General features: G+C 73.1%; 16 protein-coding genes. 5 read left to right on the top strand and 11 right to left on the bottom strand.

Annotated features, from left to right (window positions below; all coding sequences use genetic code 11):
- Nucleotides 1-71 precede the first annotated feature (71 nt).
- Nucleotides 72-1,487 carry an ABC transporter ATP-binding protein gene (locus ACTWLT_RS24595; RefSeq protein ID WP_445320394.1) on the top strand — a complete coding sequence of 472 codons (1,416 nt, stop codon included), beginning with the start codon at nt 72-74 and terminating at the stop codon, nt 1,485-1,487.
- A 19-nt stretch (nt 1,488-1,506) separates the two neighbouring features.
- A complete protein-coding gene (locus ACTWLT_RS24590; protein ID WP_445320393.1) occupies nt 1,507-2,307 on the top strand; it encodes an energy-coupling factor transporter transmembrane component T family protein in 801 nt (266 codons plus the stop codon).
- Nucleotides 2,308-2,441: 134 nt separating this feature from the next.
- Here ACTWLT_RS24590 and ACTWLT_RS24585 read toward each other — a convergent pair whose 3' ends face one another.
- Nucleotides 2,442-2,867 (bottom strand): hypothetical protein, encoded by a 426-nt coding sequence (locus ACTWLT_RS24585; RefSeq protein WP_445320392.1) that lies wholly within the window; start codon nt 2,865-2,867, stop codon nt 2,442-2,444.
- 289 nt (nt 2,868-3,156) lie between these two features.
- Here ACTWLT_RS24585 and ACTWLT_RS24580 point away from each other — a divergent pair, with 289 nt between their 5' ends.
- Nucleotides 3,157-3,453: an MTH1187 family thiamine-binding protein gene (locus ACTWLT_RS24580; RefSeq protein ID WP_445320391.1), complete on the top strand. Its 297-nt coding sequence runs from the start codon at nt 3,157-3,159 to the stop codon at nt 3,451-3,453.
- Nucleotides 3,454-3,556: 103 nt separating this feature from the next.
- Nucleotides 3,557-4,999, top strand: a complete 1,443-nt coding sequence (gene gnd, locus ACTWLT_RS24575; RefSeq protein WP_445320390.1) for an NADP-dependent phosphogluconate dehydrogenase — start codon at nt 3,557-3,559, stop codon at nt 4,997-4,999.
- Nucleotides 5,000-5,035: 36 nt separating this feature from the next.
- Here gnd and ACTWLT_RS24570 read toward each other — a convergent pair whose 3' ends face one another.
- The 5 genes from ACTWLT_RS24570 to recO all read right to left on the bottom strand — a co-directional run bounded on the left by ACTWLT_RS24570 (nt 5,036) and on the right by recO (nt 8,100).
- On the bottom strand, nt 5,036-5,797 hold the full coding sequence (locus ACTWLT_RS24570; protein ID WP_445320389.1) for a pirin family protein: 762 nt from the start codon (nt 5,795-5,797) through the stop codon (nt 5,036-5,038).
- Entirely contained in the window at nt 5,794-5,994 is a 201-nt protein-coding gene (locus ACTWLT_RS24565; protein ID WP_252417921.1) for a thioredoxin reductase, read from the bottom strand. Before ACTWLT_RS24565 ends, ACTWLT_RS24570 begins: the two co-directional genes overlap by 4 nt.
- 167 nt (nt 5,995-6,161) lie before the next feature.
- Complete coding sequence (locus tag ACTWLT_RS24560; RefSeq protein ID WP_252417922.1) at nt 6,162-6,347, bottom strand: hypothetical protein; 186 nt, start codon at nt 6,345-6,347, stop codon at nt 6,162-6,164.
- A gap of 68 nt (nt 6,348-6,415) precedes the next feature.
- Complete coding sequence (locus ACTWLT_RS24555; RefSeq protein WP_252417982.1) at nt 6,416-7,216, bottom strand: isoprenyl transferase; 801 nt, start codon at nt 7,214-7,216, stop codon at nt 6,416-6,418.
- Between the two features lie 8 nt (nt 7,217-7,224).
- A complete protein-coding gene (gene recO, locus ACTWLT_RS24550; protein ID WP_252417923.1) occupies nt 7,225-8,100 on the bottom strand; it encodes a DNA repair protein RecO in 876 nt (291 codons plus the stop codon).
- 102 nt (nt 8,101-8,202) lie between these two features.
- On the opposite strand from recO, the gene ACTWLT_RS24545 reads away from it, so the two are divergent.
- Complete coding sequence (locus ACTWLT_RS24545) at nt 8,203-9,012, top strand: DUF4097 family beta strand repeat-containing protein (protein WP_445320388.1); 810 nt, start codon at nt 8,203-8,205, stop codon at nt 9,010-9,012.
- On the opposite strand, the gene ACTWLT_RS24540 is transcribed toward ACTWLT_RS24545, so the two are convergent.
- From ACTWLT_RS24540 to ybeY, 5 genes are all read right to left on the bottom strand, one after another.
- A complete protein-coding gene (locus ACTWLT_RS24540) occupies nt 8,999-10,168 on the bottom strand; it encodes an acyltransferase family protein (protein ID WP_445320387.1) in 1,170 nt (389 codons plus the stop codon). The genes ACTWLT_RS24545 and ACTWLT_RS24540 overlap by 14 nt on opposite strands.
- A 189-nt stretch (nt 10,169-10,357) precedes the next feature.
- On the bottom strand, nt 10,358-11,254 hold the full coding sequence (gene era, locus ACTWLT_RS24535; RefSeq protein WP_445320410.1) for a GTPase Era: 897 nt from the start codon (nt 11,252-11,254) through the stop codon (nt 10,358-10,360).
- Nucleotides 11,255-11,262: 8 nt separating this feature from the next.
- Nucleotides 11,263-11,649, bottom strand: coding sequence for a cytidine deaminase-like protein (locus ACTWLT_RS24530; protein WP_252417926.1), 387 nt, complete (start codon nt 11,647-11,649; stop codon nt 11,263-11,265).
- Nucleotides 11,642-13,063, bottom strand: a complete 1,422-nt coding sequence (locus tag ACTWLT_RS24525) for a hemolysin family protein (RefSeq protein ID WP_445320409.1) — start codon at nt 13,061-13,063, stop codon at nt 11,642-11,644. Before ACTWLT_RS24525 ends, ACTWLT_RS24530 begins: the two co-directional genes overlap by 8 nt.
- Entirely contained in the window at nt 13,039-13,512 is a 474-nt protein-coding gene (gene ybeY, locus ACTWLT_RS24520; RefSeq protein WP_252417928.1) for an rRNA maturation RNase YbeY, read from the bottom strand. Before ybeY ends, ACTWLT_RS24525 begins: the two co-directional genes overlap by 25 nt.
- Nucleotides 13,513-13,517 lie beyond the last annotated feature (5 nt).

The following is a 13,517-nucleotide window of genomic DNA, read 5'->3' as shown; positions in this document are numbered from 1 at the left end:
CAACTGACGCAGACCTCTTGATCAACGACCGGAACACGGGCGGCCGGCACGGGAGGGAGGGGTGGGGGTTGGTGAGCGGGGTACTGCTGCGGGGGTTTGGGTGGCGGCACGCCGGGCGGCGGGCCTGGGCGGTACGCGGTGTGGACCTGCGGGTCGAGGCGGGCGAGCGGGTGTTGCTGCTGGGGCCGTCGGGGGCTGGCAAGAGCACCCTGCTGAGCGCGCTGGCCGGGCTGCTGCCGGAGGACTCCGGCGAGCAGGAGGGCACCGTCGAGATCGACGGCCTCGACCCCCGCAAGGCGCGGGAACGCGTCGGCATCGTCTTCCAGGACCCGGAGACCCAGCTGGTGATGGCCCGCTGCGGCGACGACGTCGCGTTCGGGCTGGAGAACCGGGGGGTACCGGCCGGTGAGATCTGGCCCCGGGTGGACGAGGCGCTGCACCGGGTCGGCTTCCCGTACTCCCGGGAACGGAACACCGCCGCGCTCTCCGGCGGCGAGCAGCAACGCCTCGCCCTCGCCGGTGCGCTGGCGCTGCGCCCCGGCCTTCTGCTGCTCGACGAGCCCACCGCCAACCTCGACCCTGCCGGCGCCACCCTGGTCCGGCGCGCGGTGGCCGGCGCGTTGGACGCCGACACCACGCTGATCCTGGTCGAGCACCGGGTCGCCGAGGCGCTGCCGCTGGTCGACCGGGTCGTCGTTCTGGAGCCCGGCGGCGGGGTCCGCGCGGACGGCCCGCCCGGGAAGGTCTTCGCCACGCACGGGGCCGCGCTCGCCGCCGAGGGCGTCTGGGTGCCTGGTCACCCCATCGCGCCCCGGCCGGCGACCACCACCCCGGGGGAGTTGTTGCTCACCGCCGAGGGGCTCGGCCTGCCGCCCCGGCTGGGCGCCACCGACCTGGCGGTACGCGCCGGGGAGGCGCTCGCCGTACGCGGACCCAACGGGGCCGGCAAGTCGACCCTGGCTCTGCTGCTGGGCGGGCTGCTCCGGCCGGGCACGGGGCGGGTCACCGCGTCCGCCGAGCTGGCCGGGGCGGATCGGCGCACTCCCCCGCACCGGTGGCGGGCACCCGCGCTCGCCCGGCGGATCGGGTCGGTCTTCCAGGATCCGGAGCACCAGTTCGTCACCAGCACCGTCTTCGACGAGTTGGCCCTCGGCCCGCGCCGGACCGGCCAGCCGGAGGCGGCGGTCAACGACACCGTGGCCGGGCTGCTGGACCGGCTGCGGCTGGACCGGCTCGCCGCCGCCAACCCGTACACCCTCTCCGGTGGCGAGGCGCGGAGGCTGAGCGTGGCGACGGCCCTGGCCACGGCGCCCCGTCTGCTGATCTGCGACGAACCCACCTTCGGCCAGGACCGACGCACCTGGCGGGAGTTGGTCGACCTCTTCGCCGACTTGCGCGACGCCGGGCACGGCGTCGTGACGGTCACCCACGACGTGGACTTCGTCGCCGCGCTCGCCGACCGCACCGTCACCCTGGAGCGACCGTGACCAGCCGGGACGACACCCGATGATCAGCATCGAGCCGGTCGCCGCGCCCGGTGCGCCGCTGGCCCGCCGCAACCCGGTGGCGAAGGTGGCCGCCGCACTGGTGTTCTCGTTCACCCTGCTGGCCACCCTCGACCCGGTGGCCCCGGCGATCGCCATCGCGGTCGAACTCGCCGTGCTGCCGCTGTTCGGCATCCGCTACCGGGTGCTGGCCCGGCGGGCCTGGCCGCTGCTGGTCAGCGCCGCTGGCATCCTGATCACGCTGGTGCTCTTCGCCGCCGACCGGTCCGGCCGGGTCCTGCTGGACGTGGGACCGGTGCTGGTGACCACCGGAGTGCTGCTCACCGCGCTCGGCCTGGTGCTGCGGGTGCTGGCGGTGGCCCTGCCCGGCGTGATCGTCTTCGCCACCACCGACCCCACCGACCTGGCCGACGCGCTGATCCAGAACGCGAAGGCACCGGCCCGGTTCGCCATCGGGGCGCTGGCCGCGTTCCGGCTGGTGCCGCTGCTCGGTCAGGAGTGGCAGATGATCAGCATGGCCCGGCGTGCTCGGGGCGTCGACGCGGGCCGCAACCCGGTGGCGAAGCTGCGGCTGTTCACCTCGACCGCGTTCGCCCTGCTGGTCGGTGCGATCCGCCGGGGCACCCGGTTGGCCGTGGCCATGGACGCGCGCGGCTTCGACGCCGGCACCCCGCGCACGGTGGCCCGCCGCCAGCCCTTCACCCGCGCGGACACCCTGCTCATCGCCGCAGCCGCCGCGCTGGCCGCCACCGCCCTGGCCACGAGCATCCTCCTCGGAACCTTCCGCCCCCTGATCGGCTGAGTCGCCGCGCCGGCATGATCCGCACACCATCAGGGATGGTGCTGCTTCGCGGGGCGGTGAGGCAGCACCATCCGTGTTGGTGCTGCCTCACCTCCGCAACCCCGGGGACAGCGCCGCCGGGTGGTGCGGGTCGGTCAGCTGCGGCGGAAGGCGTAGCGGCGGCTCTGGCCAGCTTGTTGGCCACGTCCGCCGGCCGAGCGCGTCCCGCCACCCTGCGGCGGTCCGGCCGTCGGTGCCTTCGGTCGCCCAGCCACCTTCGACAGGTCTGCCACCACCGGCGCGTCGACCACCGCCGGCACGTCGACCGGCGGCACCAGCTCACCCGGCACCGCCGCCGGCAGAGCCGACTGATTCAGCACCGCCGGCAGCGGCGGCTCGACCAGCACTGCCGGCTCACCCAACGCTGTCGGAAGAGCCGGCTCGACCAGGAGCGCCGGTTCGACCGCGAGACCCACGGCGGGGCGGGTTGGTAGGAGCGCGTCATGGCCGGCCGCCGGGTCTGCGCCGGCGGGCGTGGGTGTGGTGGTACGGGACCTCTTCGGTTTGCGCCTCGCGGGCATCCGGGCCTCCTTCGGTGCCGACCGTCACTGCCGGTCCCGCGCTCCGGGGCCGGTCGGCTCGACTGGTGACCGTCGCGGCGCGACAGTCGAATCGGGAAGGGACTGCTCACCGGGATCGACAGCGCCAGCACCGCCACACGGCGGTGGAGAATGCGGGACGCCCGGGAGCGCACGGACCGCGGCGCGGGGCTGCGGGCCGGCTCGGAGGTGGGGCGTCACTTACGCATGCCGGCACGCTATCGCGTGGGTGGGCGGCGGCGCATCCGGTTTTCCTGGCACCATCGGCGGCATGCTGATCGCGTTCTCGATTACCCCGCTCGGTGTCGGTGAGTCCGTCGGTGACCTGGTGGCCGAGGCGGTGCGGGTGGTCCGCGAGTCGGGTCTGCCCAACCGGACGGATGCCATGTTCACCACCGTCGAGGGCGAGTGGGACGAGGTGATGGCGGTGGTGAAGCGGGCCGTCGACGTGGTGGGCGCGCAGGCACCCCGGGTGAGTGTGGTGCTCAAGGCCGACATCCGTCCGGGAGTGACCGACGCCCTCACCGCGAAGGTGGCCCACGTGGAGGATCGGCTGGCCCGGGGCTGAGCGCCACCGGTGGGTCACCGGCTGTCGACGACGCCGCCCGCACCGCCGCGCACCGCGATACGGTCGCAGCACGGCAGTGCGACGGTGAGAGGTGGCGGCACGGATGGCTGAGCAGGCGACGGCGCAGATCGGCGTGACCGGGCTGGCGGTGATGGGTCGCAATCTGGCCCGCAACCTGGCCCGCAACGGCTTCACGGTGGCGGTGCACAACCGCTCGCCCGAACGCACGCGCAGCCTGATCGCCGAGCACGGCGACGAGGGCACGTTCGTGCCCGGTGAGTCGATGGCCGACTTCGTGGCGTCGCTGGAGCGGCCCCGCGCGGTGATCGTGATGGTCAAGGCCGGTGCGCCCACGGACGCGGTGATCGACGAACTGGTGCCGCTGCTGGAGGAGGGCGACATCGTCGTCGACTGCGGCAACGCCCACTTCGCCGACACGCGCCGCCGGGAGGAGGCGTTGCGCACGCACGGTCTGCACTTCGTCGGCACCGGCGTCTCCGGGGGCGAGGAGGGCGCACTGCTCGGGCCGAGCATCATGCCGGGCGGTTCCGCCGAGTCGTACGCGAAGCTCGGGCCGATGTTCGAGAAGATCTCCGCCCACGTGGACGGAGTCCCGTGCTGCATGCACGTCGGGCCGGACGGCGCCGGGCACTTCGTCAAGATGGTGCACAACGGCATCGAGTACGCCGACATGCAGCTGATCGCCGAGGCGTACGACCTGCTCCGGGCCGGCCTGGACGCCGAGCCGGCGGAGATCGCGGAGATCTTCCGCAACTGGAACGACGGCGAGCTGGAGTCCTTCCTCATCGAGATCACCGCGGACGTGCTGGCGCACCGGGACGCCGACTCCGGCCGGCCGTTCGTGGACGTGGTGCAGGACCGGGCCGAGCAGAAGGGCACCGGGCGGTGGACCGTGCAGAGCGCACTCGACCTCGGCATCCCGATCACCGGGATCGCCGAGGCGACCTTCGCGCGTTCCCTGTCCGGGCACGTGGACCAGCGTGCGGCGGCCCACCGGGCGTTTCCCGACGCCGGTGAGAAGTGGCAGGTGGCCGACCGGGAGGCGTTCATCGAGGACGTCCGCCGCGCGCTGCTCGCCTCGAAGATCGTCGCGTACGCGCAGGGCTTCGACCACATCCGCGCCGGCAGCCAGGAGTACGACTGGAACATCGACCTCGGCGGCACGGCAACGATCTGGCGGGGCGGCTGCATCATCCGGGCCCGGTTCCTGAACCGGATCCGGGAGGCGTACGACGAGCAGCCCGACCTGCCGACGCTGCTGGTGGCGCCGTACTTCGCCGACGCGGTCGGTGCCGGTGTGCCGAGCTGGCGGCGCGTGGTGGCCGACGCGGTCCGGGCGGGGGTGCCGACGCCGGCGTTCTCGTCGTCGCTGGCGTACTTCGACGCGCTGCGCGCCGAACGGCTGCCCGCCGCGCTGATCCAGGGCCTGCGGGACAACTTCGGCGCGCACACCTACCAGCGCGTCGACCGCGAGGGCTCGTTCCACACCACCTGGGCGGGTGACCGCACCGAATCGCCGGCCTGACGGCGGACGCCTGGCCTCGCCCCACCCGGGGTGGGGTCAGGCGATGGTGGCGTGCATCTCCCAGACCAGGATCTCGGCCGGCTCGTCCGCGGTGACCCGCCGGCCGCCGGTGCTGGTGAGCCGGGCCGCGTCGCCGGTGCCGAGGGGGCCGCTGCCCTCCAGGGTCACCGTGCCGTTGGGCACGTAGAGGTGCACGTAGGGCGCGTCGGGCAGGGTGATCTCGTCGCCGGAGCCGAGCCGCGCGGCGTGCAGGGTGGCGTAGCGGTTGCGGATCCGGATGGCGGACGCGCCGTCGTAGCGGTCCATCCCGGAGGCGATCGGCACGAGGCCCCCGCGCAGCAGCTCGTCCTCGATCTCCAGCTGCTCGTAGCCGGGGTCGACGCCCTCCTCGTCGGGGAGCACCCACATCTGCACGAAGTGCACCGGATCGCTGTGCGGTTCCAGGTTGTTGAGCCGCCAGGCGTCGTTCTTCTCCGAGTGCAGGATGCCGGTGCCGGCGCTCATCCGCTGGGCGAGCCCTGGGTAGATGACCCCGGAGTGGCCGGTGGAGTCCTGGTGTACGAGGGACCCGCGCAGCACCCAGGTGACGATCTCCATGTCCTGGTGCGGGTGGGTCTCGAAGCCGGCACCCGGGCGGACCACGTCGTCGTTGTTGACCAGCAGCAGACCGTGGTGGGTGTTGGCCGGGTCGTAGTGCCGGGAGAACGAGAAGGAGTGCTTGGAGTCCAGCCAGGAGATCCGGGTGGCGAAGCGGTCCTCCGCCCGGCGCAGGTCGACCGAGGGGGCGGACGCGGTCACCAGGCACGCTGCCCGGTGTCGGAGGGCGTCGGCGCCCAGGTCAGCGCCGGCTCCCCGGTGGCCAGCTCGGCGATCTCACCGCTGCGCAGTTGCGGCGTGTGACCGAACTCGGCGCAGTGCTGCTCGGCGATCTCCGCGCAGATGTCGGCCACCTGCTCGCAGATCGGGTCGCCCAGGTCGGCCGCGTTCAATGCCATGATCATCTTGTACCGGAGATCCCGCATGTCCACCCCCGACCGCCGTGGTCCCGCCACCTTCGGACCCTACCCGCCCCCACCCGTCGCCACCCCGAAACGACCAGGTGGGGACACGCGGCGGCGCCGCCCCCTGGAAGATCTGGGGGCGGCGCCGAGGGTCACGCGGGTTACCAGAACCGCCGGCGCTTGGCCTTCTGCGGGCGGATCATGTCGGCACCCTTGGTCAGCAACCGGCTCACCCCGGAGGGACCACGCCGGGCCTCCAGGGTGTGGCTGAGACGGCGGGCACCGGCCGCGGCCAGTGGCACCGCGACCGCCATCACCGCCCACTGTGCGATGCGCTTCTGGATCATGTGGGTTCACCTCCGTCAGTGGCTCCTGACGTCACTGATACCCACCGTGAGGTGCTGCCAAGCCTCCGTCAGACCACCGGGGCGACGGGGTTGGGCAACGCGCCGCCGAACCGCCGGTCCCGCTGGGCGTACAGCTCGCAGGCGTACCAGAGGTGGCGACGGTCGAAATCCGGCCAGAGCGTGTCCAGGAAGACCAGCTCGGCGTACGCGGTCTGCCAGAGCAGGAAGTTGGAGATCCGTTCCTCCCCGGAGGGCCGCAGGAACAGGTCCACCTCCGGAATCTCCGGGTGGTAGAGGTACTTCGCCACGGTCTTCTCGGTGACCTTCGCCGGATCCAGCCGGCCGGCCGCCACGTCGCGCGCGATCGCGGCGGCGGCGTCGCCGATCTCGGCCTGCCCGCCGTAGTTGACGCAGAACTGCAGCGTCAGCGTCGAGTTGCCACGCGACATCTCCTCGGCGGTCTGCAACTCGGAGATGACGCTCTTCCACAGGCGCCCCGGCCGGCCCGACCAGACCACCCGGACGCCCAGGTCGACCAACTGGTCGCGGCGGCGGCGGATCACGTCCCGGTTGAAGCCCATCAGGAACCGGACCTCGTCCGGCGAGCGCCGCCAGTTCTCGGTCGAGAACGCGTACGCCGACAGATAGGGGATGCCCATCTCGATGGCGCCCTCGATGGTGTCGAAGAGGCTGTGCTCCCCCGCCTCGTGACCCTTGGTGCGCGCCAACCCGCGCTCCTTGGCCCACCGGCCGTTGCCGTCCATCACCACCGCGACGTGCTTCGGCACCGCCTCGGTGGGCAGCGCCGGCGGGCGGGCGCCCGACGGGTGCGGTGTCGGCGGCACCGGCTCACGCCGGCCGGCCCTCATCGATCGGATCACTCGGCTCTCTCCCTGCTCGCACCGTCCGCCCCGGCCGCGACGTCGCCGCCCGGCTGGAGCATCGTGGCCCCGGCGCCCCCCGGCGGCGGGATCGTGCCGGCCACCGAGGGACCCCGGTCGACCAGCGGCAGCGAGCGTAGCGCGCGTTCCAGGTGCCACTGCAGGTGCGCCGCGACCAGCCCACTGCACTCCCGGCGTACGCCGCTCTCGGTGGCGTCGGCGACCACCCAGTCGCCGGTGGTCAGCGCGGACATCAGATCGATGGTTGCCGGCGCGGGATGGGCCGCGCCGGGCGGCCGGCAGTCCGGGCAGACCGCGCCGCCGGCCGGCACGGAGAACGCCCGGTGCCGCCCGGGGGTGCCGCAGACCGCGCACGCGATCAGCGCCGGCGCCCACCCGGCGAGGGCCATCCCGCGCAGCAGGTACGCGTCGAGCACCAGCGTGGTGGCGTGCTCACCGCGCGACAGTGCCTTCAACGCGCCCACGGTGAGCTGGAACAGCCGCAGCGACGGCTCCCGCTCCACCGGGGTCAGCCGCTCGGCGGTCTCGGCGATCGCGCTGGCCGCCGTGTAGCGGGGATAGTCACCCAGGAACCGCTTGCCGTACAGGTCGATGCCCTCGACCTGGCTGACCGTGTGCAGCGAGCTGCCGTGGTTGCCCTTCGGGTCGCCGGCGAGCTGGAGGTCGACGTGGCCGAACGGCTCGAGGCGGGCGCCGAACTTGCTGGTGGTGCGGCGGATGCCCCGGGCCACCGCGCGCAACCGGCCGTGCCGGCGGGTGAGCAGGGTGATGATCCGGTCGGACTCGCCGAGCTTCTGCACACGCAGCACCACCGCGTCGTCGCGGTAGAGCTGTCGGCGGTACCCGGCCATCGGACCATTCTCCCTCGGGGTGTGAAATCAGGGTCGGTTCGGGGTGGATGCGCGGACGAACCCCGATGCGCCGGACTCGTGACCGGTCGTAGCGTGCTGGACATGGCACTGCACCGGATCTCCGCCCCGCGCCGTCGTCGCGCCGCCGTCCCCGTCGCGCTGGGGCTGGCCACCACCCTCATCGTGCTCGCCGGGTGCGACAACCTGTCCTTCCGCCGGCTCGACTACGACGACACCGAGCCGGTCCGGGTCACCGCGATCCAGGTGCGGGGTGGCTCGGGCGACGTGGTCGTCCGCGGCACCGGCCCGGCGTCCGAGGCGCGGATCAAGCGGGTCGTGCGCTACCAGGGCGGGGAACCGGACAACGCCCGGTACGAGATCGAGGGCAGCGAGCTGGTGCTGGACACCGACTGCGGCTCGCGGTGCACCGTCTCCTACGAGGTGACCGTGCCGGAGGGCGTGGCCGTGCGGGGCGAGGTCGGCTCCGGCAACATCGAGCTGAGCCGCGTCGGCACGGTGGAGCTGCAGCTCGGCTCGGGCGACGTGCGGATCGCCGGAGCCTCCGGCGCGCTCGGGGTGGAGACCCGGTCGGGCAACATCGAGGTCAGCGAGGCCGGCGCGGCGGTACGGCTGCGCGCCTCGTCCGGGGACATCACCGCCCGCCGGCTGGCCGGCGCGGTCGACGCCGAGGCCAGCTCGGGCAACGTCACCGTGGAGCTGGACAAGCCGGCCTCCGCCCGCGCCCACGCCTCCAGCGGGGACGTCACGCTGCTGGTGCCGGCCGGCAGCTACCGGGTCCAGTCCAACGCCGGCTCGGGCGACGAGCGCGTGACCGTCGCCGACGACCCGGCCGCTTCCCTGGTGCTCGACGGCTCGGCCGGCAGCGGCAACGTCACGATCAGCCAGCGCTGATCTCGACGGTGGCCGCCTCCATGGGCACCCGCTGCGCCGGCACCACCGCTCGCCCGACGGTCGCGTCCGCCGGGCGGGCAGCGGGTACGGGCGCCGGATCGGTGCCGGATCGGGCCGCCGGTGTGGCAGCGGCCCGGGCCGGCGGTCCGGCGTTGCCCGACTGGCCCGCGGGCACCAGCTCCGGGACCCGGCGGGCTGCGACGTCCTCGACCCAGCCGACGGCCAGGGTGACCACCCCGACGAGCGCGAAGACCAGCAGCACCCGGATGGCCAGCCCCAGCGGATCCTGGTGGGACCAGCCGACCACGTCCACCAGCGGGGTGAGCGCCACCACGAACGGCATGTGCCAGAGATAGATGGTGAGCGCCCGCCGATTGACCACGGTCACCGCCCGGTCGGCCAACCGGCTGCGCGCCAACCACGAGATGCCCGCCGGTGCCCGACCGAGGGCGATCAGGATGAACGCGGCGGACCAGAGGGCGTTGCCGAGGTGGTTGTCGTTGAGGTCGTACCCTCGCGGGCCGGGATGGGCGACGATCCACGCGCCGCCGGCCACCGCGAGCACCAGCGCCGCCGGGTAGAGCACCCGGCCGGCGAGCCGGCGCAGCATCCCCGCGTGGTGGGCGAAGCCGAGCAGCCACGCGCCGAAGTACAGCCCGAACTCGCGCAGCACCGGTGGCGCCGGGTAGATCCCCGCCTCGATCGCCACCAGCAGCAGGTACGGCGCGAGCAGGGTGGGCAGCGGAGCCCGTCGGAACAGCCAGAACGCGATCGGCGAGGCGAGCACGAACCACAGGTAGTCGCGCAGGTACCAGATGACGCTCAGCGCCAGGGCGCCCCAGTGGTTGGCCGGCGGATCCGCGACCGGGAACAGCCACAGCAGCAGCCGCGGCGTCACCGGCAACCCGGTGAACAGCATGGCCGGCACGAAGACCGCCGCCATGACCCACAGCGAGGGCAGCAGCCGGCGCAGCCGGCGACCGACCGCGGCCGGCCCGACGCGGGTCAGCGTGGCGGCCATCAACGAGCCGGCCAGCGCGAACATCACCGACATGGCAGGAAAGACGAGCGTGAGGGTGGCCCACCCGGTGACGTGGTAGACGACCACTCGGACGATGGCCAGGAAACGGAGCACATCGAGGTACCTGTTGCGCATCAGCCTGCATCTCGGTCGGGGACACCGGATGTACGTCCCCTACCCTGCGCGGCGGCGGCACCAAACGGCCGCGACCCCGGGCAAACGTGAATCTTGCCATCGGCTCGACCGAAGATGATCACGCCCGAGGGGTACGGCCCACCCCGCGCCGGACCGACCGGGAGTGCCCGGCCGGACCGGTGGGACGCGTCAGAAACCGAGTTTGCGCAACTGCTTCGGGTCGCGCTGCCAGTCCTTCGCCACCCGCACGTGCAGATCCAGGTAGACCCGAGTGCCGAGCAGTTCCTCGATCTGCCGGCGGGCGTTGGTGCCGACCTCCTTCAGGCGGCTCGCCCGGTGACCGAGCACGATCGCCTTCTGGCTGGGCCGCTCCACGTACAGGTCGGCGTAGATCTTCATGACCTGACCCTCGGGGATCATCTCCTCCACCACCACGGCGATGGAGTGCGGCAGCTCGTCGCGGACCCCCTCCAGGGCAGCCTCCCGGATCAGCTCCGCGACCAGCACCTGCTCCGGGTCGTCGGTCAGCATGTCGTCCGGGTAGAGCTGCGGGGACGCCGGCAGGTAGTCGGTCATCACGTCGACCAGGGTGTCGACCTGGTGCCCGGAGACCGCGCTCACCGGCACGATCGCCGCGAAGTCGCCCATCTCGCTGACCGCGAGGAGCTGCTCGGCCAGCCGGCGCTTGTCCACCAGGTCGGTCTTGGTGACCACCGCCAGCACGGTCGCCTTCAGCTCGGCCAGCTCGCCGGAGATGAACCGGTCACCGCGCCCGACCGGCTCGTCGGCCGGGATGCACAGGCCGATCACGTCGACCTCGGTCCACGTCGACCGGACGAGGTCGTTGAGGCGCTCGCCGAGCAACGTACGCGGACGGTGCAGGCCCGGCGTGTCGACGAGGACCAGCTGCGACTCCGGCCGGTGCAGCACGGCCCGGATGACGTGCCGGGTGGTCTGCGGCTTGTTCGAGGTGATCGCGATCTTGGTGCCGACGATGGCGTTGGTCAACGTGGACTTGCCCGCGTTGGGCCGGCCGACGAAACAGCCGAACCCGGCCCGGTACGGGCGGGGCTGCGGATCCTTCACGCCGCCGGTCACTGGGTCACCGTGCCGAGCACCGTGCCGTCCGGCGCGGCCACATGGATCGGCGCGTCCACGGCGAGGTCGCGTACCGCGGCGTGCCCGGCGCCGTCCAGCGTCGACGCCTCGGTCACCACCGCCGCCGCCTCCAGCCGGCTCGCCCCGGCCGCCACGGCCGAGGCCACCGCCAACTGCAACGCCGTGAGGGTCAGCGAGGGCAGCGCGACGCTGGCCGCCGCGTACGTCCGGCCGTCCTGGTCCCGGACCGCGGCACCCTCCACGGCGCCGACCCGCCCGCGGGCGCCCCGGGCGAGGACGACGAGCTTGCCGTCCTCGGCACTCAGCGGGGCCGGCGCGGTGGGGGTGGGCCGGGCGGCGGGCGCGGCGGGTGTCTCAGGCATCGGCGGGTTGCCTCTCCTCGTCTCGATTGTGACCTTGGTCGTCTCCGGGGCCGGCGTGCTCGCCGCGCCCCGCGTTGTCCTGCTCGTCGCCCGGCTCCACCTTGCTGACCAGGACGGTGTCGATCCGGTTGCGCCGGCCGGTGGTGCCCTCGGCGACCAGCCGCAGGCCGGCCACCTCGACCTCCGCCCCCGGGATCGGCACCCGCCCGAGCGACTGGGCGAGCAGACCACCGACCGTCTCCACCTCGTCGGTGGGCAGGTCGGTGTGGAACAGCTCGCCCAGATTCTCCACCGGCAGGCGGGCGGTGACCCGCACCGAGAAGTCGGTCAGGCGTTCGACCGGCGGGCGTTCGACATCGTACTCGTCGGTGATCTCGCCGACGATCTCCTCCAGGATGTCCTCGATCGTGACCAGGCCGCCGGTGCCGCCGTACTCGTCGACGACGATGACCAGGTGGTTGCGGGCGGCCTGCATCTCCGACAGCAGGTCGTCGACCGGCTTGGACTCCGGCACGAAGGTGGCCGGGCGCATCAGCTCGGCCACCGGCAGCTGCTCGGCGGCCGGGTCACCGCCGCGGGAGCGCCGGATCAGGTCCTTGAGGTAGAGGACGCCCAGCACGTCGTCGACGCTCTCGCCGATCACGGGGATGCGGGAGAAGCCGGAACGCAGGAAGAGCACCAGCGCCTGCGAGAGGGTCTTGCCCTCCTCGATCCACACCATCTCGGTACGCGGCACCATCACCTCGCGGGCGATGGTGTCGCCGAGCGCGAAGACCGAGTGGATCATCTGTCGCTCGCCGTGCTCCACCACGCCGCGCTGCTCGGCCAGGTCGACCAGCTCGCGCAGCTCCACCTGCGTGGCGAACGGCCCCTCCCGGAAGCCGCGCCCCGGGGTGACCGCGTTGCCGATCAGGATGAGCAGCGACGCGAGTGGGTTGAGCGCCCGGCCCAGCCAGCGGACCAGCGGCGCCACCGCCCGCCCCACGGCGTACGCGTGCTGCCGGCCGATGGTGCGCGGGGCGACCCCGACCACCACGAAGCTGACGACGGTCATCGCGCCGGCGGTGACCAGCGCGGCCCGCCAGCCGGCGCCGAACGTGTCCACCGCGACCAGCGCCACCAGCGTGGTGGCGGTCAGCTCGGCGAGCAGCCGCAACAGCAGGAGCAGGTTGAGGTGCCGGACCACGTCGCCGGCCACGGCCTGGAGGGTGCGGGCGCCGCGTACGCCGTCCCGGGCCAACTCGGCGGCTCGGGCCGGTGACACCGCGGCGAGCGCCGCCTCGGTCATCGCGATCACGCCGGCGAGCACGACCAGGCCGGCCGCGAAGACGATCAGTTGCAGGTCGGGCAGGCCGGCCGTGGGGCCGGCCGCCAGTAGTGAAGTGGGCATCACTGGGTGCGGGTCGACCGCCAGCTCGCCAGCAGTCGGGCCTGGAGCGCGAACATCTCCCGCTCCTCCTCCGGCTCGGCATGGTCGTAGCCGAGCAGGTGCAGCACCCCGTGCACGGTGAGCAGGTGCAGTTCGTCGGCCGGGGCGTGCCCGGCCGTCGCCGCCTGCTTGGCCGCCACCTCGGGGCAGAGCACGATGTCACCGAGCAGGGCGGGCTCGCCGCCGCTCGGGGCGGTCTCGCCCGGGCCGTGGTCGACGCTGCCCTCGTCCATGGGGAAGGCGAGCACGTCGGTCGGGCCGTCGCCACCCATCCATCGGTGGTTCAGCTCGGTCATGTAGTCGATGTCGACCAGCAGCACGGACAGCTCGGCGAGGGGGTTGACCCCCATCTCGTCGAGGGCGTGCCGGGCGACGGCGAGCACGGCGTCGGTGTCGACGTCGACACCGGACTCATTGGCGATCTCGATGGACAACAGCT

Source organism: Micromonospora yongxingensis (assembly GCF_052601155.1).
The sequence above is the reverse complement of the archived record's forward strand: the minus strand, read 5'-3'. Positions and strand labels throughout refer to the sequence as shown.